At 44.7% G+C, this 24,635-nt stretch carries 24 protein-coding genes; 2 read left to right on the top strand and 22 right to left on the bottom strand.

Annotated features, from left to right (window positions below; genetic code table 11):
- Positions 1-9: 9 nt before the first annotated feature.
- The 22 genes from ACHUFZ_RS16515 to ACHUFZ_RS16410 all read right to left on the bottom strand — a co-directional run bounded on the left by ACHUFZ_RS16515 (position 10) and on the right by ACHUFZ_RS16410 (position 22,696).
- Positions 10-570 (bottom strand): Maf family protein, encoded by a 561-nt coding sequence (locus ACHUFZ_RS16515; protein WP_134835042.1) that lies wholly within the window; start codon positions 568-570, stop codon positions 10-12.
- 3 nt (positions 571-573) lie between these two features.
- On the bottom strand, positions 574-1,062 hold the full coding sequence (gene mreD / locus ACHUFZ_RS16510; RefSeq protein ID WP_004415751.1) for a rod shape-determining protein MreD: 489 nt from the start codon (positions 1,060-1,062) through the stop codon (positions 574-576).
- 6 nt (positions 1,063-1,068) lie between these two features.
- Positions 1,069-1,938 (bottom strand): rod shape-determining protein MreC, encoded by an 870-nt coding sequence (gene mreC, locus ACHUFZ_RS16505; RefSeq protein ID WP_394128001.1) that lies wholly within the window; start codon positions 1,936-1,938, stop codon positions 1,069-1,071.
- A gap of 56 nt (positions 1,939-1,994) precedes the next feature.
- Positions 1,995-3,038, bottom strand: a complete 1,044-nt coding sequence (locus ACHUFZ_RS16500) for a rod shape-determining protein (RefSeq protein WP_004415753.1) — start codon at positions 3,036-3,038, stop codon at positions 1,995-1,997.
- Between the two features lie 152 nt (positions 3,039-3,190).
- On the bottom strand, positions 3,191-7,114 hold the full coding sequence (locus ACHUFZ_RS16495; protein WP_394128000.1) for a DUF6701 domain-containing protein: 3,924 nt from the start codon (positions 7,112-7,114) through the stop codon (positions 3,191-3,193).
- The gene (locus ACHUFZ_RS16490; protein WP_394127999.1) at positions 7,111-7,545 is read right to left on the bottom strand and encodes an MSHA biogenesis protein MshP; all 435 of its coding nucleotides are present in this window, start codon (positions 7,543-7,545) and stop codon (positions 7,111-7,113) included. The genes ACHUFZ_RS16495 and ACHUFZ_RS16490 overlap by 4 nt, the downstream gene beginning before the upstream one ends.
- Positions 7,535-8,263: a PilW family protein gene (locus ACHUFZ_RS16485; protein ID WP_394127998.1), complete on the bottom strand. Its 729-nt coding sequence runs from the start codon at positions 8,261-8,263 to the stop codon at positions 7,535-7,537. Before ACHUFZ_RS16485 ends, ACHUFZ_RS16490 begins: the two co-directional genes overlap by 11 nt.
- Positions 8,263-8,805 (bottom strand): type IV pilus modification PilV family protein, encoded by a 543-nt coding sequence (locus tag ACHUFZ_RS16480; RefSeq protein WP_394127997.1) that lies wholly within the window; start codon positions 8,803-8,805, stop codon positions 8,263-8,265. The genes ACHUFZ_RS16485 and ACHUFZ_RS16480 overlap by 1 nt, the downstream gene beginning before the upstream one ends.
- Positions 8,805-9,260 carry a type II secretion system protein gene (locus tag ACHUFZ_RS16475; protein ID WP_394127996.1) on the bottom strand — a complete coding sequence of 152 codons (456 nt, stop codon included), beginning with the start codon at positions 9,258-9,260 and terminating at the stop codon, positions 8,805-8,807. Before ACHUFZ_RS16475 ends, ACHUFZ_RS16480 begins: the two co-directional genes overlap by 1 nt.
- Before the next feature lie 145 nt (positions 9,261-9,405).
- Entirely contained in the window at positions 9,406-9,870 is a 465-nt protein-coding gene (locus ACHUFZ_RS16470; RefSeq protein ID WP_394127995.1) for a type II secretion system protein, read from the bottom strand.
- Positions 9,871-9,904: 34 nt separating this feature from the next.
- Positions 9,905-10,471: a prepilin-type N-terminal cleavage/methylation domain-containing protein gene (locus ACHUFZ_RS16465; RefSeq protein ID WP_394127994.1), complete on the bottom strand. Its 567-nt coding sequence runs from the start codon at positions 10,469-10,471 to the stop codon at positions 9,905-9,907.
- Between the two features lie 79 nt (positions 10,472-10,550).
- Positions 10,551-11,012, bottom strand: a complete 462-nt coding sequence (locus ACHUFZ_RS16460) for an MSHA biogenesis protein MshF (RefSeq protein ID WP_394127993.1) — start codon at positions 11,010-11,012, stop codon at positions 10,551-10,553.
- A 1-nt stretch (position 11,013) separates the two neighbouring features.
- Positions 11,014-12,234: a type II secretion system F family protein gene (locus ACHUFZ_RS16455; protein WP_394127992.1), complete on the bottom strand. Its 1,221-nt coding sequence runs from the start codon at positions 12,232-12,234 to the stop codon at positions 11,014-11,016.
- Positions 12,235-12,243: 9 nt separating this feature from the next.
- Positions 12,244-13,968, bottom strand: a complete 1,725-nt coding sequence (locus tag ACHUFZ_RS16450; RefSeq protein WP_394127991.1) for a GspE/PulE family protein — start codon at positions 13,966-13,968, stop codon at positions 12,244-12,246.
- Positions 13,958-15,037 (bottom strand): tetratricopeptide repeat protein, encoded by a 1,080-nt coding sequence (locus ACHUFZ_RS16445; RefSeq protein ID WP_394127990.1) that lies wholly within the window; start codon positions 15,035-15,037, stop codon positions 13,958-13,960. The genes ACHUFZ_RS16450 and ACHUFZ_RS16445 overlap by 11 nt, the downstream gene beginning before the upstream one ends.
- A 3-nt stretch (positions 15,038-15,040) precedes the next feature.
- Positions 15,041-15,880, bottom strand: a complete 840-nt coding sequence (locus ACHUFZ_RS16440; RefSeq protein ID WP_394127989.1) for an ExeA family protein — start codon at positions 15,878-15,880, stop codon at positions 15,041-15,043.
- A gap of 5 nt (positions 15,881-15,885) precedes the next feature.
- Positions 15,886-17,544: a pilus (MSHA type) biogenesis protein MshL gene (mshL, locus tag ACHUFZ_RS16435; protein WP_394127988.1), complete on the bottom strand. Its 1,659-nt coding sequence runs from the start codon at positions 17,542-17,544 to the stop codon at positions 15,886-15,888.
- A gap of 15 nt (positions 17,545-17,559) precedes the next feature.
- Complete coding sequence (locus ACHUFZ_RS16430) at positions 17,560-17,886, bottom strand: MSHA biogenesis protein MshK (protein WP_394127987.1); 327 nt, start codon at positions 17,884-17,886, stop codon at positions 17,560-17,562.
- Positions 17,879-18,529: a type II secretion system protein GspM gene (gene gspM, locus ACHUFZ_RS16425; protein WP_394127986.1), complete on the bottom strand. Its 651-nt coding sequence runs from the start codon at positions 18,527-18,529 to the stop codon at positions 17,879-17,881. The genes ACHUFZ_RS16430 and gspM overlap by 8 nt, the downstream gene beginning before the upstream one ends.
- The gene (locus ACHUFZ_RS16420) at positions 18,529-19,968 is read right to left on the bottom strand and encodes an MSHA biogenesis protein MshI (RefSeq protein WP_394127985.1); all 1,440 of its coding nucleotides are present in this window, start codon (positions 19,966-19,968) and stop codon (positions 18,529-18,531) included. Before ACHUFZ_RS16420 ends, gspM begins: the two co-directional genes overlap by 1 nt.
- Before the next feature lie 8 nt (positions 19,969-19,976).
- Complete coding sequence (gene csrD, locus ACHUFZ_RS16415) at positions 19,977-21,986, bottom strand: RNase E specificity factor CsrD (protein ID WP_394127984.1); 2,010 nt, start codon at positions 21,984-21,986, stop codon at positions 19,977-19,979.
- Between the two features lie 173 nt (positions 21,987-22,159).
- Positions 22,160-22,696 carry a single-stranded DNA-binding protein gene (locus ACHUFZ_RS16410; RefSeq protein ID WP_394127983.1) on the bottom strand — a complete coding sequence of 179 codons (537 nt, stop codon included), beginning with the start codon at positions 22,694-22,696 and terminating at the stop codon, positions 22,160-22,162.
- A gap of 282 nt (positions 22,697-22,978) precedes the next feature.
- On the opposite strand from ACHUFZ_RS16410, the gene ACHUFZ_RS16405 reads away from it, so the two are divergent.
- Positions 22,979-23,626 (top strand): LuxR C-terminal-related transcriptional regulator, encoded by a 648-nt coding sequence (locus ACHUFZ_RS16405; protein ID WP_394127982.1) that lies wholly within the window; start codon positions 22,979-22,981, stop codon positions 23,624-23,626.
- A 113-nt stretch (positions 23,627-23,739) separates the two neighbouring features.
- Positions 23,740-24,615, top strand: coding sequence for a UTP--glucose-1-phosphate uridylyltransferase GalU (galU, locus tag ACHUFZ_RS16400; RefSeq protein WP_394127981.1), 876 nt, complete (start codon positions 23,740-23,742; stop codon positions 24,613-24,615).
- Positions 24,616-24,635 lie beyond the last annotated feature (20 nt).

The raw sequence follows: 24,635 nt of genomic DNA, 5'->3' as shown, positions 1-24,635 counted from the left end.
AAAATAAAATTATAAAAATTTGTGCAAGAGCTGGTCAGTTTCAAATAATGGTAGGCCAACGACAGCGTAGTAGCTGCCTTCAATACGGGTGACAAAACGCCCACCGATACCCTGAATTCCATAACTGCCAGCTTTATCGCATGGTTCGCCCGTTTGCCAATATCGTTCTATTTCTTGCTCTGACAGGGTCTTAAACCATACGTCTGTCGATACCACGACAGTCTCTTGAATCTCGTTAGTTGCCACCGTTACGGCGGTCATCACTTGATGCTCTCGGCCTGAAAGCATCAGTAGCATCTGTTTAGCATGCGCTAAGTCGTCAGGTTTCTCTAATACTTTATCGTCACATACGACAATCGTATCGGAACCTAACACCACTGATTCTGGTTGTAGCTCAACAGCGGCCATCGCTTTATCTAGCGACAATCGCGATACATACTCAAATGGCGTTTCGCCTTGTTGCTGGCTCTCTTCAACATCCGTCTTCAAGACAGAAAATTGAAAGCCCAATTGAGTAAGTAGCTCTTTTCTTCTTGGCGAGCCTGAAGCCAAAATCAGTGGTTTAGTCATTATTTATCGTACATGCCAATGGCGTCTTACTCGACGCATTAATAAGAACATCCAAGGCCACAATATGCAGTTGATCAATCCACTCCACATCGTAACAGGATTGAACATCACATCTTGAATCAGATACTCACCACAGAAAATCAACACATCTAAAACAACCGACATGATTCCTATTAGGATAGCCTGTTGCCACAGTGCCATGTTGCGAATAACCAAGAAGTTAAGCGCCACAAGGTAAACCACAATCGACATCATCATCCCTCGGATACCAAGGGTTGAACCTAATAGTAAGTCCCATAACAGGCCAACAATCAGTGCGGTACCAACATTCACACGGTGAGGCAGTGCCAGCACCCAGTAACAGGTTACGAGCAATAGCCAAGATGGTCGCAACATGTCGAGCACACCAGGCCAAGGAATCGTCTGTAGGGTTAACGCCACCAAGAACGAGCATGCAATGACAAATTTGCCTTTTAGTACACTATTCGCCATGTTTGCTTATTCCTCAAGAGTTCCAGATAAGGACTGTTGAACCTTATCCTGACGCGAGTCGTTCGGCCAAATTAGTAGCAGATAACGTAGACGCTCAAAGTCGACGACAGGCTCTGCTTCAATCAAGGCGAACTCTCGGCTTGTATCACGTTCGACTTCCGCCACATGAGCCACAGGGAAGCCTTCTGGGTAAACGCCACCTAGACCTGATGTCACCAGTAAGTCCCCTTCCTCAATATCCAAGCTGATTGGAATATGATCAAGGTTGATACGATCAGATTTACCCGTGCCAGAAGCAATAATACGAATATCGTTACGGATCACTTGGACAGGAATAGCGCTTAGGCTGTCAGTCAGTAAGAGTACGCGACTATTATGCGCAGAAACAAATGTCACTTGACCTACGATACCTTTCTCGTTGGCAACCGGCTGCCCTACGTAGACGCCATCAATTTGTCCTTTATCAATCACCACTTGGTGACGATATGGAGAAGTGTCGACCGCCATTACTTCGGTCACCACTTTACGCTCATCACGGATGAAAGATGAGCCAAGTAACTTTCTTAAGCGCTGATTCTCTTCTCGATATTGATCGAGCAGCAATAGGTCATTTTTGAGACGCAGCACTTCACGTTTCAGATTATGAGTGCTTTCCATATAATCCCGGCGGATATTGAAGCGCTCATAGGCACCATCAAACATTACTCGAGGCACGTCCGCTAAATATTGGATAGGAGCGACCATGCTATTGAGTAAATAACGCACTTGGGTAAATGCGCCTAAACGACTATCAGCCAGCATAAGGCTGGCTGATAGAATGACGGCAAAAAACAGACGTAGCTGAAGTGAAGGTCCCTGGCCAAAAATAGGCTTCATGAATAGTGAGATCCTTGTATCTTGCCCGCCTCAGCATCACACTGAGGCCACATCGATTATTCTTCGCTGAATAGATCGCCGCCGTGCATATCGATCATTTCTAGAGCTTTACCGCCACCACGAGCCACACACGTTAGTGGATCTTCAGCGATAACAACTGGAATGCCTGTTTCTTCAGTTAGAAGACGATCAAGGTCTTTTAGCAGTGCACCACCACCAGTTAGAACCATACCGTTTTCTGAGATGTCTGAAGCTAGCTCTGGTGGACATTGCTCAAGTGCAACCATCACAGCTGATACAATACCTGTTAAAGGCTCTTGTAGCGCTTCTAGAATTTCATTTGAGTTTAGGCAGAAGCTGCGAGGCACACCTTCAGCTAGGTTACGACCGCGAACTTCGATCTCTTCTACATCATCACCTGGATATGCAGAACCAATCTCATGTTTGATCTTTTCAGCGGTTGCTTCACCGATCAAGCTGCCGTAGTTACGACGTACATAGTTGATGATCGCTTCATCAAAACGGTCACCACCAATACGTACAGATGAAGAGTAAACCACACCGTTTAGTGAGATTACCGCAACTTCTGTTGTACCGCCTCCGATATCGACAACCATTGAACCTGTTGGCTCAGATACACGCAGGCCGGCACCGATTGCTGCAGCCATTGGCTCATCAATTAGGTAAACCTCACGCGCGCCAGCACCTAGCGCTGATTCACGGATAGCACGACGCTCTACTTGTGTTGAACCACAAGGTACACAAACTAGAACACGTGGGCTTGGTTTTAATACGCTGTTGTCATGCACTTGCTTAATGAAGTGCTGTAGCATTTTTTCGGTTACGTAGAAGTCAGCAATAACGCCATCTTTCATAGGACGGATCGCCGAGATATTCCCTGGCGTACGACCCAGCATTTGTTTTGCTGCGTGACCAACCGCTGCAACGCTTTTGCCCGCACGGTTACGGTCTTGGCGAATAGCGACTACAGAAGGCTCGTCTAGGACGATACCCTGTCCTTTAACGTAAATAAGAGTGTTGGCAGTACCTAAATCGATAGATAGGTCATTTGAAAATATGCCACGAAGTTTTTTGAACATATTCTTCGCTCGTCCTGAAAGAGTTAGAAGATAGAAAATTGCACTAAATGTACCAATGCCTTGCCGTCACAGCAAGGCATTGAAGTGTAAACATGGGCTGAAACCCGCAATTTCTAACAGATTCCTTACTTAAGCCAAAGAATTTACAATTATTATTGGCCAGTTAGACCCGGTTCACCGCGGAAGATCACTCGATCGTTACCTCGGTAGATGCCGAATGTCACCACGGTTGAAGGATCTTCATCACCTAAATTGCGCCAATCATACTGTAACCATGGCTGAGATAAGGTGCTCGTACAACCAGTATCGACACCATCAGGGCGATTTAAACCTAATCTCATCCAAAACTGTAACTGTTCTCGGGTTCCACTGCTATCAGGTGTTGCACTAACTGCATTGCTCGCCCCTGTCGCAACGTTTTCCCACGGGACTGAGTCGGAACCAACTAGCGCAGAATCAGAGGTTCCTGGGTTATCACTCCATAAGACCTGTTTACACACATGGTTATCTGCTGTTGCAAGCAACGACGCTGAATCCTCTGGGTTTTGAACAAATGCATCTCCATCCCAAAACTCGATACGGAGAGGTATAGGAATCGCGGTGGCTGTCGTTCCTCCAACACTATCAAGCACCATACGACCATAGCGAGCAGGTGGCTGTGTTGGTAGGTCTTGTTCATCCACCACACTTTGTTGGTCAAACGAAACAGGATCCGATGTTGATGTCACTCGCAGTGAAAACTCGGTCTCCACAGAGTTCAAGTCACCAGTATTAAATGGACCATTTTCTTCAGAGGTTAGCGGTGTAGCCGAAACATAATTACGTTGCAATAAGGCATTATTATCAGTCACAGACCATACTGATTGACCATTAATACCCGCCCCCCATAAGCCTGAAGTGATATCAAACGTCAATACATTTGGAATCACGTCGTCTTGTTGTAGCTCAAAGTCAGCTAATAAGCTTGGTGCGAAAAGGTGGTAATTACTTAGTGGTTCAACATTATCTTCATCGCTACTGAAAGCAAATGCCTCTATATTCACTCCAGCACTCTGATAGCTCTGATCTAGATAAGTTATATTGCCTTGATTATCAACAGCCGACCAAGGTGAGGACTCTATATTAAAGCGAGCTGGATAGAAGCGGCCTATGTGTGCAGGAACACTAGGGATATCAAAACCAGACTGACTGAGGTAGTTATTCTGCCGGCCAAGAACAGACAGCGTGCCAACTTCATCCCAGCTCAGTACTCTTGCTAAATATCTATTTGATTCACTCAGCTCGATACTTTGGCCATTGAACATTGTGCCATCTAGCATCAAATTACCTAGATTCCCTCCAGTTGGGTATACAAGTGGCAGTTGCTCTAACTCTACTAGCGCTGGATAACCGTTGTGAGTGTAATAACTGTCCGTTTGCGTTAAAGATGGACAAATATTACTGGCCAAAAGGCCGTTATTTGGTACGCCATCATTATTACTATCAAAGTTTAATGACCAGTTAAACGCTTTAAGGTATACGTCAACATCACGCCCCGCTGCCTGAAAGCCACCATTGGTTTGTGTTGTATTATTTGGTAAAGATCCATTCTGGTCACAAAACGTCTGCACAAAAGGCCTGAAGTAGAATCGCTCTGTCGATGTAATCGACTGGTTTCCTGAAGTACCGCTACCAGTAAAGTCCACAATCCCAGCATCATCAAGTCTTAGCTTTAAACTGCCATCAGCAGCCGTTTCTGTTCCACCCGCGACGCCATCTTTAAATGTAATAGGAAGTGTCGTGTTAGCATTTTTCCATGTACCGCTATTATGAGAGATCAATAATGGGTTTGGGCTGCTAGACGGTAACTGTAGGAATGAAAAGTCCACGTCCACCGAACCATCAACATCAATGACCTTGCAATTTAATTGGTTACCATTACCTTGCGTACCTCGCACTTTTAGGCGAAAAGGAAATTCGCGTCCAGCTACCTGATAAAACTCATTGCCATCAACGCCATTGGAGGGAACGATACTGACACTTTGTGCTAGGAACGTATATGGACCTGCTGATTTAGATAAGCCTTCACTATTCACAAAAGCGGTAATGTTGTAGTCATTAATAAACTTACTATGAATATAACCTCTCACTGTGGCAGGCGCACCGATAGGAAAACTAGCATTGTAGTCATGATCACTCTTACATTGACTCGTCGGCATATTGCCGTCACTGCTCCAACAAGCGTAGTTACTGCCACTAACAGGTGATGCATCGACAAAAAGTGACTGACCAGAACCATCAACGATGTTTCCTGTCGCGCTATCAACTAATGAGAAATCAATTGGAATACCATCACAAGCAATACCTGACCCAGTTGTTGGGGTAATAACGAGCTGAAGACTTGGTGGAGTCGGAGAAAAACAATCACTCTGACCAAACACTTTGGCGCGTCCGGACATAGTCAAGTATACAGTTGAAATTGATCCTGTTATTTCCACTTCACCAGATAAAGTTACGGCAAATCGAGCTAATATCAACGCTCTGATTTTATCCTTTGCCGACATAGTTACCGAAGAATTAATACCATGAACCTTGAAAATGAGATTATCAGGGTCTCCCTCGTGGTTAATATCTGTATTGCCTTGAAGAGACAGTAAATCCTGTACGTTTATCAGGGTCTTAAACTCTGGAAGGTTATTCGGGTTATTCTCGAAGTGCAGCCTTTCGCTACCGGACAGCTCAAAGCTACGAAACCAGTATACTCCTGGTTCGAAACGATACCCTGTCGCCCCTGAAAGTGGAGGAAGACCTTCATAAATACCTGGGGACAAAACTAACAGGCCATTTTCTCTACGAGGTGAGGGGTGAGTACCAGAAGGGAAGGTCTGCCATTGAGGCTCCGCAATCGTTAGAGTGGCTTCAGCTTTACAAGCTGAAGCAACACCATTATCTGAACAGGTTGCCCCATTAATAATTTGCCCTTGTCCGAAAAAGCCGAGCTGGTGATTAGGTGTTTCAATAGCATTTGTTGGTGAAGCAGTAAGAAAGGCAAGGTTACTCCAAGTCTGAACTGCCGATTTAACAAAAGTACATTGGTCAGGAGGTGAAATTTTAGATTTCACCCCATATGCTAGCGTGCCCGTCGGTTGATAGTTATTTTTCCTTAATGTGTCGGACCAAAGCATATCTTCAATTACCACCGAAACTGAATCGTTGCTGCCTTTACAATGTCGAGTCCATCCACCAACCGAACCTAATCGCCACTGAGAACGGGTAAATAGGTAAGGTTCGCTATCAAAAACTGTACCTAAATCAATCTCATGTTTACAAGACTCTTCAACGTAATAGTCATTCCATCCCATTGGTTGGTAACTATTCCCTGTTGAAAAAGAAATGTAATTATCCCCATCTAAATACCCTTCACCGTAACCAACAAGATAGGCTAAACTTTCAACCAACGAATACTTGTTGTTATAAACATAGCTGAGCTCGGTGCGTTCAAGTCCAGAGTGGAAACCATCATCTTCAATATGTACAGGGTCACTAGTGAGCCAGTATGTCGGTTTATAGCTGTAACCATACGTAGCACTTTGTAGTTCGGTAATCACGACGTTATCTTGATCATCAAACCTATTTGGAAATACATGCCACGGATAGTTATGGTCATCGACATCATAGGTATAGCCGCTATGTATTTGCTTGTTCGAATTTACCGTCTGAGCATAAAAAGCCCCCCCTTCAAACTCAACGATTTTACCTTTCTCAACAATTAAATATTGAACCTCGCTCATTGGGTTGGATTTGTAGGAGTGATTGACAGATTCAGGTGCCGTGTCTTGAACTACATAAAAAGTACTTCCCCATCGGCCCAATACTCGTAAAGTAGCTGGTAAGTCTTTATCCAATGCAGACTGATCTATCGTTGGCATTAAAAATATGGCTGGGTTAGAGAAGCCACTTGCATCGATCTGACAGCCTGGATAAAGAGCCGAAGGACGACAATCAACATTAGTTAACTTGCCAAAACGATAGTCAGCAGCACTAGCCGATTGCAAGGCAGCAAAAAATACTATCCCGAGTAGCATTAAGATTCTCATTGCTCTTCCCTCACCCATACTTCTTGGCTGCGCTGTACTTCACTCACCCCTGAACCACAGGTTACTGCTGTTTCCAATCGAAAGTAATTTTCATTACCTAGTGTACCTATCTGAACGCAGCTAATGTCGAGTCCTGTACACTGAGGAATAGTTGCTAAAATAGCTTGAGCACCAACCACAATATCAGCGGCAATAGGATCGCAATTGCTCTCTATATCAAATGGCTGAGTGAGCGGATAAAATTCTGTCAGAATGTATTCATTGATAGAATGACTGGTTAACCAAGCTTGAGTGCCCAATACATCTCGTGTATGTGAGTCATGGTTGGAGTGCTCAATGCGACTCAGCGACACTGCAAGAAATCCCATCACAACCAAAACAAACACAATCACTATGTACAAGCTACCTTGCTGACTTTTTCTACGGGACATTGAGCACCTGTACATCTTGTTGGAAATTGGTCACTTCTTCGTTTTGAGTAAAAGTTAAATTTAACCGCACTACACCATTCATCTGTACGCTGACTGGTAAATAAGTCAAAGTACCGCTCACCTCAAAATCATCCGCTAAGCCATCAGTAAGTCGCTGACGATTCCTTTCCACTCGTCCATTAGTAACGCAGTACTCTACCTCACCATTGTCTGCATCGAAGATATATTGACGATTAGCGATTGAACCACCCACTAGCCTAGTGGCCTGCCCCAACATTTCGAAGTGCGTATCCTCATCGACTAAGTTGCCGTCATCAATAAGTTCATTAAATCCAAAAAAGTTATTCGCATTCGCTAGCGTGCTGGTAGGGTTAATGATCATCGATAAATCTTGTAGTTCAGCTACACCTACAGGAGTGTCCTGTCCAACTATAAAATCAATATCAGCGCCATTTATCTGATAGAAACCCGAATACGTAATGGGATAAAAAGCGATGCAATTATTCTCAGAGGTAAATACGTTCGGTACAGCATGGCGAACTTCGCGTGTTAATTTTTCAACGACAAATTTCGCTTGTGTTTGTAAGCGCTGTCTATCAACAGTATCAACGTAACCACGAGCACCAAGTTCAACAAAGCCTGCAATACCTATAACTAATACGGAACCAACGATCAGTGTCACTACCATCTCAATTAAGGTGAAACCTGAACGATTCATCAGTAGTTCCCCCTAAATGCGGTAAAGGTTAACGGCTGCTGTTGCCCTGCTGAAAGCTGCAGCGTAATAATTTTCAAGTCGGGCACATTGTGGTAATTCACTGCTATATCTAAACGAAAATTAAGGTAGCTTCCATCAGGGTCATTTAAGAGTGTATTTAAATCTTGGCATGTACTGCCAGCATTAGGGCTAGGCTCCCAGCAACCAATAAAGTCATCAACATCATTATAGTTAGGAATTGTTTCCCCATCAGGCCCCAAAATCAACGCAGAACCTGCGGTACCAGAACAAGGGAGAGAGCCAGTATCCATTGAGGAACAGCGAATTTCTCCGCCCGAAAAGTCACTCTGCTGATCAAACCCGCGAGCTAGAATTAACGACATCACACTTTGGCCTAACGCAGCGGCTCGAGTCTGGTAGTGAGGATCGGCGGAGCGGCTGATTTGCGGGACAAGAAAATTGGTGATCGTAATCATCGCTAAACCCATAACAATAATTACAATAACGCTTTCAATAAGAGTAAAGCCTCGATTATTACTCATTAACACGCCCCTCGCGACACATAGCCAATGTCACTGATAATTACAGCCGAGCAAGAGCCGTCCGTTGAACGTATGTTAATGGTTGCCGCACCGTTCTCTGGGTTGCCAAGCAGATCAAATGGAATGGTTACCGTTGGGCTGAAAATCACCTCTTCAAGTGATACCCAATCGCTCTGAGAGTTAACCCTATTTGCACACCCCACTTGAGAACCAACACAGTCGGCGTTCACAACCAAAACAAAATTTGTATTACCAGCAGCGGCATCAACATTGGACTGCATACGTGTTACTTGGACTTGACGAATAACAGAAATGACTTGCTCTTGAGCAACTTGCGCTGCAAAGCTTGCGGTCCCGGCATAGCGGCTTACTGCATAGGCTGAGACTATCGCGATAAGAAGAATCACAACGATCAATTCTACCAGAGTGAAACCTTTTGTTTGCCGAGCGTCCATTGCAAGCCTAAGTAATTAATTTTTCTACTTATACAGTATAAAAGAGAACAGAAATTAAAGGGAATATTTTGCGGTTATTTGGATAGAAATTGGGAGGGGGTCGGTCAGAAAATAAAGGCCAGCATGTGCTGGCCAATACTCTAGATTATTCACAGTCTGCTGTAACAACTTCAGCATTTGCTGGAGTGTTCGCATCTGCTGCCTGGGTATACTTAACGCAGTTAGCTGTATAACCATTAATTCCAAACGTTGCTTCGCTAGGGGTCGCACCACTAACAACCTGAATAAACTCGAAGTCACCATCACCTAACCCTGTTACGATAGCTTCTAAATCAGCTTGAGTTGCTAGAGGGTAACCGAATGCAGTATTGATAGTATCTCCGCTTAACACTACTGAAGCCGAAGATTGGGCTTCTGAACCATCAATGGCAGACTTACCATATACAATGCTCGACGCACCTTGCATCGCGCCTGCAAGGCCTTCTAACGTTGCATTTCGTGCATCATCTTGAAGGTTTAAAAAACGTGGTGCTGCAGTTACTGCAAGAATACCAAGAATAACAATTACCACCACTAGTTCAATTAGGGTGAAACCGCCTTGTCTTTTCATAGTTTAACTCTCTCTATGGATAATATTTGCAGCACTACTGCAACGTTACGGTCACACGACCAGTTTCAATTTCATACACAAACTGATGTTCGCTATTGCCTTCTTGCTGCACATAGGTACAAGTCGAAGCGCCGTTATCAGCTTGCGCAGAGTATTTAATATTCGAGTCCGTTGCCGCATCTGCGACGGTACCAACTCGAGGTGGATTCTGTAGTAAGTTTTCCATTAAATCGATACAAGCTTGATCATCAAGACTGGTTGGAAAACTGCTGTTATCAGTGTTAAGGCCGTACGGGTAACCATCACGGAAATCACCGCCAGTTTGATCTGAACTTGTTAGCCAGAAATCAATACCATCATAGTTAACCGTATTGCGCACTTCGGTATTAATTGTCAGCGATGGTCTTGCTTCGGCTTCCCATTGAGCGCGAGCAGACAGTACTCCTGTCGCATAACCACCAGCAACACCTTCGACACTGGCTTTTTTAGCCTCATCAGTGACGTCTAAAAAGCGAGGCAATGCCGCTACAGCTAACAAGCCGACGACAACAATAACGACCACTAGCTCAACCAAAGAAAAACCAGATTGTTTGTTAAACATAATAATCACTACTCACTATTTAGTACACCGTATTATACGGAATTTATACATTTGCGCTACTATCCAATACGCCAAAAAATCAATTCGCCAAAAATCCGACTTTTGCGGAAAATTTATTATTAATCAAACCAATAGAAATAAATTGATTTTGATTATACAAGTAATTACAACGATAAGAAGAACCAATAAACTCATTTTCAATTGCGACCGGAAAACTGCCTAATACCTCTTTCTCCGGATAAAGAACATCCAGCCAAAAAGCACAGTCTTTTTTCTGCTCACTGTTCACAGGTAACACCCAACCTGAGCCCGTATAAGTAATCAATTTACCATCCAGTTCTAAGGTCTGTTTTTGCCCAGCAAGCAACCACTGCTGCTTGTAGTAACCCGCTTGCTCAATCACACGCTTACTCGCCACCAAAAACGCCGTATCGCTTGCCTCCCGCTCAACCTCTTTCCAAACCAGCAAGAAACTCATCACCAAAATAATGATAACTAGCAACCAGATGACCAAACGCGATCGCTCAAGGTTGGTAATCAAACTAGCCTTTGATGGCATCGAGCATTCCCCACATCGGTAAGAAGATACCAAGGGCCAAAATCAATACCATGCCCGCAACGATCACCAATAAAATCGGCTCAATTCTCGCGGTCAATGTTTTCAGATCATAATCCACTTCACGATCATAAAAATCAGCGACTTCTAACAGCAGTTCATCAATGCGACCGGTCTCTTCACCCACCGAGATCATCTGAATAACTAACGGAGTGAAAACCCCACTGTTAATCGCGGTTGATGAAATCGTGCCACCCGCCTCTATTGAGGACTTCATTTCAAGCAATCTGTTTTCCAAAAACTTATTGCCCAGCGCTTCTGCGGATAAAGCTAATGACTGGTTTAATGGCACGCCAGCCTTAAGCATCAAAGCGAAAGTTCGCGAGAAACGAGACAGTTGGGCTCGATTAATCAACTCACCAACAACCGGCATACGTAAACGGAATTTATCCCACTTTTCACGTCCATTGGCGGTATTGAGCCAAGCTTTAAACGCAAAGCCCATTGCCACCATAGCAACCACCATCATCATCCAATAATTTACAAAAAATTCTGAGGTCGCTATCAATATTCTAGTCGGTAGTGGCAGATCCACACCAAAGCGTGCAAACATGCTCGAAAACTGTGGAATAACTTTTACGTTAAGTATAAACATCGCCACAGTAATAAAGCTGATGACAAAGGTCGGATAACGCATTGCGGTTTTTATTCGCTTGCGAGTTTCCACCTCTTGTTCATAGTAGTTGGCAAGTTGCAGCAACGCTTCATCAAGTCGACCAGTGTTTTCCCCGACGTGAATCATCGATACAAATAGCGGGCTAAACACTTTAGGAAACATCTGCATTGAACTTGATAGACTTCTACCGTTAGTTAGCTCTTGCGTCACATCTTCCAATGCATCTTGTAACTGCTTGTTGGAGCTATTTTGGCTCAGCCCTTTTATCGAACGAAGTAAAGGCACACCCGCTTTGGTTAAGCTGTATAGCTGACGACAGAAGATCACCAACACTTCCAAAGGAACTGCTGGTGTTAGTAAAGCTTTAAGATCGAGATTAAGGGCACTCTTCCCGCCACCAGCCTTAATGCTGATGGGGATAATGCCTTTATTCATCAGTTGCTCGACCACAGCATCTTGTGTTGGCGCGTCTATATGGCCCGAGACGGAAGAACCGTCACTGTTTCGCCCTTGATAATGAAAACTTGGCATAATCTAGGCCTACATATAGATTGCTTGCTCAAAGCCAGATGAGTCACCCTCACCTAAGCTCATCACTTCACTGAAACTCACAACACCTTCAAGAGCGAGTTCCATTGCCGAAGCAAGCAGGGGTTTGTAGTTTTCAGACTGACGGGCAACGCGAGAAAATCCAACCGCATCATTGGCTCTTAGCATGTCCATCATATCTTGCTCCAACTCTAGCAGCTCAAACACACCGACTCGTCCACGATAACCCGTCAAATTACAGTTCTGACAGCCTCGTCCTTTAACAAACTGTCGACCAACTTGATTAGGGAAACGCTGAGCCAGCCACTGCTTACGAGCATCATCAAGCTCTTCTTCGGTCTTACAGTCGGGACATACTTTTCGCACCAAGCGCTGCGCGACAACAGCTCGTACCGCACTGGCAACTAGATAACCGGGTGCCCCCATGTCCATCATTCGTAGGGCACTATCAACGGCGTCATTGGTATGCAGAGTACTTAACACTAAGTGGCCAGTTAACGCGGCTCTTAAACCGATTTCAACCGTTTCTTGGTCACGCATCTCCCCGACTAAGATGATGTCTGGGTCCTGACGAAGGAAGGTTCTTAGCACTGTAGAGAAATCAAGGTCGATTTTTGGATTCACTTGTACCTGACAAACACGCGGCAAGCGATATTCGACAGGGTCTTCAGCCGTGATAATTTTTTTCCCTGGCTGATTGAGTTCACTTAACGCTCCGTACAATGTGGTGGTTTTACCTGAACCCGTTGGGCCGGTAACCAAAATCATGCCATGAGGACGGCGAAGCTGACGACGTAAGCGTTCAAGTAGGTGGTTAGGGATACCTGACTGTTCCAGCTTTCGCACACCCGACGACTGATTGAGCAAACGCATAACCACCGACTCACCATGCTGCACGGGTAACGTCGACATACGAATATCGACCGATTGCCCTTTTGCACGAATATTGAAGCGGCCATCTTGCGGCAAGCGCTTCTCTGATATGTCTAAGTTGGCCATTAACTTGAGGCGTAACACCAATGCCGAGGCGATATTCACCTCATTCAATAAGGTCTCGTGTAGCACCCCATCAATACGTTGGCGTAAGCGTAATACATTGGAGTCGGGCTCGATGTGAATATCTGAAGCGCCAACTTGAATCGCATCTTCAAACAAGGAGTTAATCAGTTTTACAACCGTCACTTCTTCACTGTCATCGCCTTCAATATTAAAATCGAAAGCTTCAGTGACTTGGTGCTCAGCTTGTAACTGCTCCGCAAACGACGCGATTTCTTTGGTACGTCGGTAGTAACGATCGAAGCCTTCCACCAGTTGTTTCTCTGGTGCAATAACAAATTCAATACCATATTGACCTAGCTGACCCAAGAGTGCTTCTTGAGCAAACAGATCCGCAGGATCACTCATCGCCACACGTAAGGTATCCATCTGTCGACCAATCACCAGTGCGCGTAAACGACGTGCGTGTACTTCAGGCAGAAGCTGAACCGCTTCAACATCGACATCAGCGCGGCTTAAATCAATCAAAGGAATATCTAGCTGCTGCGACAAAAACGTCAGCATTTGATGTTCAGAGAGAAAACCTAACTCAATCAGAGCTGCACCAAGCTTCCGACCCGTTGTTTTCTGCGCGTTTAGCGCTTGCTCAACCTGGTGCTCAGTGATGATGCCTTCTTCGACTAATAGGTCACCAAGTCGCTTTCTTAGTTTAATTTTCACTCGGTTGTTCCTCTAAACGGCTAATCAAAGTTAATCGATCACGAATAAATTGCTGGGTTTGACTCGATAAACCAAGCTTGGTTATCGCTTGTTGATAAGAGGTTTTGGCAGAATCGAGATCAAATGCGCGCTCTTGTTGGATACCGAGCCCTAACCACCAGCGTCCGCTTTCCGGCTCTTTCTCGACCAACTTTTGATAACTTTGTAGTGCTAAATCATCCTGCTTGGCTTTTTGTGCCAATACGGCGCGCAGCGACAAGTACTCGACCGACGCTGACTTTGGCAAAGTGCTTAATACCGTCAATGCCGCTTCACCCTGTTTCTCTTTCATCAGCATTTTTGCTAATGAAAGTCGCAATTGGCCATTATCCGGATCAAGCGCAATGCCTTTCTGTAATATTTCAGCGGCTTTACGCACCTCGCCTTTACCGTAATAGAGTGCAGACAAACGCCTACGTACTTCATCATTGGTCGGTGTGTAACGAAGCGCTTCGTGATAATTTTTCAAAGCCTCAGCCAAGTTATTACTGTCTAAAGCTTTCTTGGCTCTCTCTTGTGCCTTTTTAGAGAGTTGCTGTGGCGTAAGCTCAACCTGCTCAATCACCACTTCACCACTCTTCGCTAATGGCGCTGATTTTGCTTTATCTGCGCTATTAACTTGAGCAACCAATATCGGCGCTGGTTTAGGCTTAGCAACGGCTGGAGGAGACTCAGCGGCAATTTCAGCTTTTCGAGCAACAGGCTTAGGTGTAGCGATCGATAACTCTTCGCCGCTTGGCGTTGACTGGTAAATTGGCTGTTGCTCAGTATTTATTTTGCTAGTCGGAGAGACAATCGCACTATGACTTGATACTGGCTCTGGAATGGAAAGCGCTTGCGGGTGGGCAACAACAACCTCTTGCTGAGAAACCGCCCAACCTCCAACAGCTAGACTTAAACCAAAGCTTCCTACAACCCAAGGTAGAATCGCTCTCTGCTTAACAGGCTTCACTTCAGCCTTTACTATGCCTTGTGAGCAAGCAGATTTCTTGTTGGCCAATTCTGACAGTGCATTATTCATCGCACTCATGGTTTAACTCCAGCCCCACAGTCGCGGGCTTTTAAATTTAGGTTTACAACTATCGTAAGTGTCATGGACAGCATCAAATAAGCAAGCATTGGTGACACTTTTCGATTTTTTGCTAAAGGCTAGCACTAGGGCTTTATGACAGATTTGATTGATCAACCTCGGATAACCCTTACTGGCTCGCCATATCGCTTTCTTCTGACTAAGCGACAACAATGACACCTCGCCACCAGATTTAGATAATCGGTTGTCGATATAAGCCACCGCTTCATCCAAGGTTAGTCCTCTTAACTGAGCACTAAAAGTAATTCTCTGACGCAGCTGTCGCAGATGGTGCTGTGACAAGCGTTCATCAAGCTCAGGTTGACCGAATAAGACGATTTGCAACAGCTTGGCTTGCTCAGTTTCTAAATTGCCAAACAGCCTAAGCACTTCTAACGCGTCGTCACTTAGCGCCTGAGCCTCATCGACAAGCACGACCACTTGCAAGCCGCCTCTTGCCAACTCAATTAATCGTCGTTGAATATCATCAACAATCGATGTCACATCTATCGATTCAATTCCGAGCTCTTTTGCTACTGCCACTCTGAGGCGATCGCCATCAAGAGCAGGGTTGGGTAAAAACACCAGCTGTACGTGAGGCTTAAAATACTTAGCCATAACACGGCAAACCATGGTTTTACCCGTTCCTACCTCTCCCGTCACTTTGATCAAACCCTCACCCATTTCAAGTGCGGCATTGACGGTCTGAATCGCTTCGTAATGAGGTGCCAATCCTAGAAACAGCTCCGTATCTGGAGTCAGGTGGAAAGGCAGCGATTCAAAGCCAAAGTGCTCGAGGTACATTTCAATTACTGCTCGTCAGGAAACCACTCTTGTAACAAATCACGTGAACGCTCTAACTCTTTTTGCCACGTATTCACACCAACAACTGAAGGTTTAAGCAAAATCACTAGCTCTGTTTTCTGGGTCAATTGTGTCGTATTGCGGAACAAATGGCCTAAAGCAGGTATATCACCTAGGAAAGGAACCTTTGAAACTTGGTCAATGGTGTTGGACTTCATCAAGCCACCAATCACCACAACATCACCATCTTGTGCTCGAATCACAGAATCTGACTCACGAATCGAGCTACGCGCTAATGGCAGCGTAATACTGGTGTTACCGTAGCCAATCTCTTTCACTTGTTCATCAACATCAATCACCGCAGGGTGAACATGTAATAGCACATTACCTTGGTCATCAATCTGTGGTGTCACATCAAGAGAGATACCTGAGAAGAACGGCGTCAGTTCAACTTCTGGTGAAGGCTCTGAATTATCTCCACTGCCAACGACACTAGAAAGATCGGTCACGTAGTACTCATCGGTACCGACTTTAATCACCGCTTTCTGGTTATTCGATGCCGTCACTCGCGGGCTAGACAGAACATTTAAGTCGCCCTGAGTTGCCATAAAGCTCAATACCGCTTCAAAGCTACCACTTGAAATAACTAGGTTAGATTGCCCGCCAAGTAATGTCCCGATCGCATCTAGGCCAGGTAAAGCGGCTGGAATAATACTGCCGTTAGCATCTTTAACGATCGAACCCTGACCGATGGTGTAGTTGGTACCGTTTGAGCTAAAGGCTTTCGACCAGTTAATACCTTGCTGATAACCATCACTCAACGTGACTTCTAGAATTTTTGCCTCAAGAATCACTTGGCGATGCATGCGCTGCTGGGAAATACCTAAGAAGCTACGTACCTCGCGAATTTCATCAGGGTACGCTCTAACAGTAATGACACTCGCTTGTGGCGTGACAACCACACTTTGCCCATTACCAGAGCCGATAAGCTGTGATACCGCGACTTCTAGCTGAGGCCAGAAGTCACTTTCATTAGTGGTTTCAATTTCAGTACCACCCTTTGCGGTATTACTTGAGCGTGAAGAAGAGCTAGACGACGAATTCGAAGAGTTCGAAGAAGATGAGTCCGATGAACCGGTATCTGTATTGGTAATCGTGCCTGTTGAAATAGAAGTTAAAGAGCGTCCGACACGCTTAAATTGGAGGTAATCAACAGGAATAGTCACGGTACGCAGACCAGCAGGGTAAACTTGGATAACATTGCCCGTTTTGACGATATCATAACCGTACATATCCTGAACCACAGATAGAACTTCATCTAGAGAGACATCAGTCAGGTTTACCGTAATCGCTCCACTAACTTGCGGATGGATCGCTGCACTAAATTGAGTGCCTTTGACTAAGCTGGCAAAAAACGCCTTAGCTTCGACTTGATTTGCCTTAATTCGAAAGCGCTTTATTGTTTGTGTCGTGCCAAGCTCTTCACCATTTAACTCTGGCATCAGGTCAGCTTCTACCGAAGGCGGCAGCGTTTCAAGACTACGACTATTGTTTTCATTGATCGCTTGATTCAATGCACTTTTCGCTTCAACTGGGTCTCGGTGCCCCATTGAGCAACCAGCTAATAGTGATGTAATAGTTATTGCTATAGCGAGTTTACGCATATATTTCTACTGACCTTACTGTTTTACGTCCAGAGTGAACAATTCTAACTTCCACTGCTTACCACTGCGGGATAAGGTGACCACTTCTGGTTCAATCCGATTAACTCGATAACCACTGACGCTCTCGCCAGCTAAGACTACTTTGCCACTTAAGATTGCACGGCAACTCCCCACTTCAGAGCAGACAATGCTTTGCAGACTTGGCAACGGTTTTCTGACTACTTTAGCTGTCGCAGTTGCTTGATTCGGTTGCTGCCAACCCAACGGCGCGGTGGGATCTTTTGACGCCCAAACATTTAGCGAGACGAAAACCGATAAAGTTATTAGCCATGTTTTAGCCACCGATAAACTCCTGCCTTGTGCCTAGGGTATAGACTTCTAATACTAATCGAGCAGTTGGATACTCTTCTACAGAGTACTGAAAAGCTCGCCAATAGTATTTGACTGGTAGACTTTCCAATGTTTCTAAGTACTCGACGATCGCAAAATAGCTCCCGGTCAGCTCAAGCCTAACTGGATGTAAGTAATAACTAGAAAATGATTTATTTTCTTCATTACTAACAATTGACTCAGCACTCATCGACTCTAAAGAGACGAGGCGTAACCCTTTGGTTCCCGCCAACACATCTTCTAATAGCTGAGCCATCTCACTCGGTGCGATTAAGCTTTCAACGATTTCTGCGAGCTGCTGAGAGAGCAGATGACTTTCCGTCATCAGTTGCTTGTACTCAAGGTTCAGCTCTTGATCAGGATCTTTCTTTAGTTTAGCTGTCATCACCAGAATGTCTGCTTCCAGCCTCTGAGTGCTTAGCTTGGTATTTGAGATCTGTTTGTTTAGTGCCTGAGTACTTTTTAATGCTGGCTCCACGATAAAAGTGAACAGACACAAAATAATAATGACAAAGCCACATAGCGTCACGAGCCACTTCTCACGCGGACTCATCTGAGTAAACTTTTCACTCAACTGCTGCCAGTACTGCTGCATCACTTGCTCTCCTGCTTAGTTTTAAGCTCGAAGGTAATCACATCGTGCTCATTTCGACCTATCTTTAATTTCTCAAAGCTACGCCCTACCAGGTTAATTTCACTTTTAAATTGGTTGACCCAATTTGGAATCGATTTCGCTTCTCGTGCTAACCCCTTAAGGTCAAGAGTCGTCGCATCAATAAATATCGAGCTTAAAGAGATATCATCACGGCCAAGCTCAGACAGGGAACGCATCACCCCGGAATAGCCCTGCTGTTGAGAGTCATCAAACTCTCCGACTGCATCTAAAGAAGTACGTTTTGCTTCAATTTCAAGTTTTAGTCGCGCTACAGCAGCAACTTTCGCCGCGGTCGGTTTATGTTTATCTAAGCGCTCTGCCAGACTTGTTACTTGCTGTTTAAACTCTGATTCCTGAGCCCTAAATAGCTGTAATTCTTGCTCTAACTGACTCTTTTGAAACTGGAAGTAACTCGCACTTAACAACAATAATGCTGCAACAGCGCCCCATCCAGTCGCAACATTTTTCAGAGTAAGGTGATCTTTTTTCGGCTTGAGATCGGCAGGAAATAAATTCACCTCGGTATGGTGAAGATCGCTAAGCATGGCGGCTAAAACACGACCGGACTCTTGCTCAGAGTCAGACAAGGCAGCAACTTTAACGTTCAGCCTATCGCTTAGTGCCAATACAATCTCTTGCTGCTCTTCTTCATCACAACAAACTTGCATTTGGTGTAACGAAGCTCCTCTCAATTGAGATGAGAGGTAATCAATAGAGCGCTGCAATTCCAGTGCGATACCATCAAGCTGTAAAACACTGCTTGCAACACCAGTCAATGGCGGGGTTACGCCACGAATGGTACGTTGAAATGCACACTGTTTTTCAACGAAAGCGCTGACACGAAACTGGCCTTTTTTACTGCGCTGGAGCAACAAGAAATTGGACTTGTCGCTAGCAGTATGTCCCCAGATTTCATCTTCAACTAATACCTGGCCAAGCTCTATACCCAATTTCGCCAATGATTCATAGAGACCGACAATGAGCGCGCGAGAAACAACATACACTTGGCGCTTAGTGCTTAATGGTAAAGGAGCCGAATCAGCCACAATCTCGGTAATACGCTCGCTAATAATCTCCTTGAGTAGAAACGGCAATGCGCTAGAGATTTCTTCATCAGGAACGTTCGGTTTCTCAATTTGATAGGTCTGGTACAAATTAGAATGGAGAACGACATCCAGTGTTACATCGGAGATATTTTTGTCGCGGAGGACTTTAATTAACGCCTCTTGCCAAGGAATGTTGTCAAATGGAACCTGTTGCGGTAAGTCATTTCCGACTTCCGACGAAAAAAAGAGTGCACTCGGCTGAACCACAACCCCAATGCGAGCTGCTGTTTGCTTACTGGTTTTAAATTTACCGATCAGGGATTGAATATTCATTTAATTATTTACGTTTTCCGCCAACGATTCCGTCGGCCAATCTGAACTTTATTCGGTGTAGTGACGATACTCTGTTTCACTGTTTGTTTTGGCAATAGCTGCTGTTCTGCTTCTAAATAACGTCCTTGTATACCGTGTACGCCTAACTCAACAACACTTTGATATTCTTGTTTGTTGTCGACACCGACAGCAATCACTTGAGTAGTTAATCCGGCACACGCGCCCAACAAGCTTCGTACAAAAAGCTGGTTTTCATGGCGTTGGTCGATCTTCTTCACTAGGCTTCGGTGCAACTTTAGCTGACTTACTGGAAGCTCTTTTAAATAGTGCGTACTGACAATCGAGCGCCCTGCTTGACCAATAGCAACCTGACAGCCAAGTCCGGCAATCATCTTTATCACTGGGCGCATATAGTCTAAGTGTTGCACGACTTTTGCTTCAGCAAATTCAAAGATCAATCGTACCCGCAGTTCCGACGAAATCTGCAGCAGCTCATCCCTAAACCACTTAAAGTAGTTTCGATCCGCAAAAGGTACCACATGCAGGTTAATTGCGTAACGGTTTGAATCCCTTGAATCTTTTAAATATTGCGTAATTGCTACAATGACCGCTTTATCAAGCACCCCTTCATAACCAACCGATTCAACTGCTGAATTAAAACGCGACGCTTTTATCACGCCATTTTCTGGATCGTTTAAACGCACAAATAACTCTAAGTGATCCACAGACTTTTCTTTCTGCGTATCGAGCATGTAACAAGACTGAGAGAAGAGATAAAGCTGATCCGGTTTCAACACTTGATCAAATAGAGTTCTCCAACGAACACTGCCTCGCTCTTCGGTCTGCGATGTATGTTTTTTAAATCGACTCCAAGTATTATTTCGCTGTAACTGTGCACTTTTCAGCGCCGTTTCAGCTTCATCAATAATTCTAGTTGGACTTTCGCCTTCATGGTACATACTCACACCAACATGCACCCAGTCATCAAGCGCTAAAGGTTGAGGCGGTTGAATTTTTGCTAACTGCTTTAAACATTGAGTCGCGATATTTGAGACTTCTTTACTCGATAAATTCGGTGCAAAAATCGCAAAGTCAGAGCTGAAATAACGAGATAAGATGATATCTGGATAACGCTGAATTACGTTATTAAGCCCTTCTCCAACTTCGACCAAGAAGTCATTGGCAACCTGCTTACCTTGCTCTTCTTCAACATCCTCCCAGTCATTAATTCGCAGCAGCAGCACACCACCTTGCGAACCATGTTCCGAAAGTGCCGACTCTAACTTGCTATCAAACAGGATGCGATTAGCCGTCCCTGTTAATTGATCTAAGAACGTTTGGGTGCGAATAAAGGTATCAAATCGGCTGCGTTCTTGGCGGGCATCTTGCAGCTCTTCAATTAACCGGTCGAGCGCCTCGCTTGCAGTATAAGGCCACTCTTTAAGATCCCCTTTAGCGTATTCCTCGACTCGGCCAGCCAATATCATTCGTCCGCGTTCTTCAAGAAGCTCGGAGCCAATTAATTGCTCTTTCAGCCACTTCAAACCTCGCATTAAGCAAAAGACAATTAACGCGACGGCAAGCGTGATTGACCACAGTGCTTGCATCGAATATCCATAACCGATGTAGGGAGGAACCGCTTTAAAGCGGATACTGTAACCATCATTGCGTTCAAGTATGTATTCGGCTTGGTATAACAGAGAGGCATCGATTTTGGAGGAGGTATCTTTAAAGCGATAAATCACGCCATAAGACGACAGCAATTCCATCTCGACGATATTGGAGGCCTGGAGCATTTTGGGCATCCAGCGCTGCAAAGAGTACGCGGCATCAGGATCTTCCATCTCTTTATCAACGACTTCGACAATCCCTTGCAAAGAGTGGTCGAGATACTCTTGCCCCAAACGTTTAAAGGATAAAGTACCTCCCAAGAATAGGATAAACATGGCACTGATAACGATGACCGTTACAAACGCAACCAAACGCGTACTTAACTTTAAGGTAGGGGTATACCTCATTAATGAAAAATCCTTTTTCTACCACAGATGATTGTTGTCAGGATGGCAACCCATATAGAACAAATATACTACCTAAATAGTAAAACCTATAGTGGGTTTTAGTTATTGAGGTTTATCTTACCTAATATATAAAAAAGCCGCGACATGCGCGGCTTTTTTTCAATAACAGACACTTAGAATGGGATGTCGTCATCAAAATCCATTGGCGGCTCGTTGTATTGAGGTTGAGCCTGCTGTGGTTGAGATTGTGGCTGCTGCTGTTGAGCAGGTTGGTGCTGCACTGGCTGCTGAGGTTGTCCCCAACCACCTTGCTGTGGCTGAGATTGACCCATACCTTGTGCTGGAGCGCCACCTTGAGCACGGCCACCTAGCATTTGCATTACGCCGTTAAAGCCCTGTACTACAACTTCTGTTGTATAACGCTCTTGACCACTTTGATCTTGCCACTTACGAGTTTGCAGTTGACCTTCAACGTATACTTGCGAACCTTTGCGTAGGTACTCGCCTGCAACTTCAGCCAGCTTGCCAAACAGAGCCACACGGTGCCATTCTGTTTTTTCGCGCTGCTCGCCAGTTGCTTTATCACGCCATGACTCAGACGTTGCGATAGTGATGTTTGCCACAGCACCGCCGCTCGGCATGTAACGTACTTCTGGGTCTGAACCCAGATTTCCGACTAATATAACTTTGTTAACTCCACGGCTAGCCATGTTTCGCTCCGTCCAAAATAGGTATTGATGTAGAAATAGCGCAATAGGATAACACGCTTTCCGCTTGGTACAAATCTTCCTACCAACAATGTCCATTTGCCTTCGACAACAACATTATACAGCGCTGATTTTTGGAGAGTGTTCAAATTTTACCTAGCCTGAGTAATCGATAAATTACTTCCAACTATGAAACTAAACGCAAAGAGCACACCTAAATTCGCACTCGAGCGCCGCATGCTCCACCCTATCAAAAAATATAAAACGTCAGTATGCGAGGAAATTATGGCTAAGAACATTTACAGCAGAACTATTTACTTTTTGTGCGAAGACCCCAACACCACTCACCCGGTTATCGAACAGGTTGAACAACAAACTGGTATCGCCATCCCACGAATGGTCGCCGACGATTTATTGCTGGCACTTCAACAGCACAAACACCGTATATTAATGATAGACCACTACGACTATGCAAAAATCAAAAGCCGTATACGAGACTTACCGCTGGCTAATAAATCGTTTGAAACCATTGTGTTTAATGTCAGTCATCGCTTAACTACCGATGAGCTGCTCTCTTTTGGCCATCTCAAGGGGCTGTTCTATCACAAGGACAACATTGACGTGATTGCGAAAGGCTGTGAAGAGATCATTAATGGTGAAAACTGGTTGCCAAGAAAGGTTGCGTCACAGCTGCTGTTTCATTATCGCAATGTTGTCGATACACATACCTCTCCAGCGACAGTGGATCTCACCACTCGCGAAATTCAAATCCTGCGCTGTCTAATGGCAGGCTCTTCGAATATACAAATCGCCGAAGATATGTTTATCAGTGAATTCACCGTGAAGTCTCACCTGCAAAAGATATTTAAAAAGCTATCGGTCAAAAATCGCGTTCAGGCAGCAGCATGGGCAAAGCAGCACATGCGCCCTTAACTGACTAACATGACACAATTTTAACTTCAAACTTGGCGTATTCATTATCTATTCACACAAATCATGGTATGGTTGCGCCAGTTCAAATATAAATAGAAAGTTAAGGTTTAATCATGATCAAAAAGTGCCTTTTCCCAGCAGCAGGCTACGGTACTCGCTTCCTACCAGCAACCAAATCAATGCCAAAAGAGATGATGCCAGTCGTCAACAAACCGCTAATCGAGTATGGCGTTGAAGAAGCAATTCAAGCGGGTATGGATGGAATGTGTATTGTTACTGGCCGAGGCAAACATTCGATCATGGATCACTTTGATAAAAACTACGAGCTTGAGCATCAAATCAGCGGCACCAATAAAGAAGAACTCTTGGTTGATATCCGTGACATCATTGACACTGCCAACTTCACTTATATTCGTCAGCGTGAGATGAAAGGTTTAGGCCATGCTATCTTAACCGGTAAAGCATTGATCGGTGATGAACCCTTTGCTGTTGTGCTTGCTGATGACCTATGTGTCAATGAGCAAGAGGGTGTATTAGCGCAAATGGTCGCGCTGTTTAAACAATTCCGCTGTTCTATTGTAGCTGTGCAGGAAGTACCAGCAGACGAAACACATAAGTATGGTGTCATTTCGGGTGAAATGATCAAAGACGATATCTACCGCGTTGATGATATGGTGGAAAAACCAGAACCGGGAACTGCGCCAAGCAATTTAGCGATTATTGGTCGTTATATCCTTACCCCAGATATTTTCGAGCTGATCGAAAATACTGCACCAGGCAAAGGTGGCGAAATTCAGATCACTGATGCGCTACTAAAACAAGCTCAAGCAGGCTGCGTTCTGGCATACAAATTTAAAGGTCAGCGTTTCGACTGTGGTAGCGTAGAAGGCTACATTGAAGCGACCAATTACTGCTTTGAAAACTTATACCTAAAAGACACTAAAAAGTCTGAGCTAGACAAGCAGCAAACCACCAAAGAACAAGCTTAAATTAATCAATCAGTTATTAT

Origin of the sequence: Vibrio hepatarius (genome assembly GCF_043642085.1) — a bacterium.
GTDB lineage: Bacteria > Pseudomonadota > Gammaproteobacteria > Enterobacterales > Vibrionaceae > Vibrio > Vibrio hepatarius_C.
This window is presented reverse-complemented; position numbering and strand designations above follow the sequence as displayed.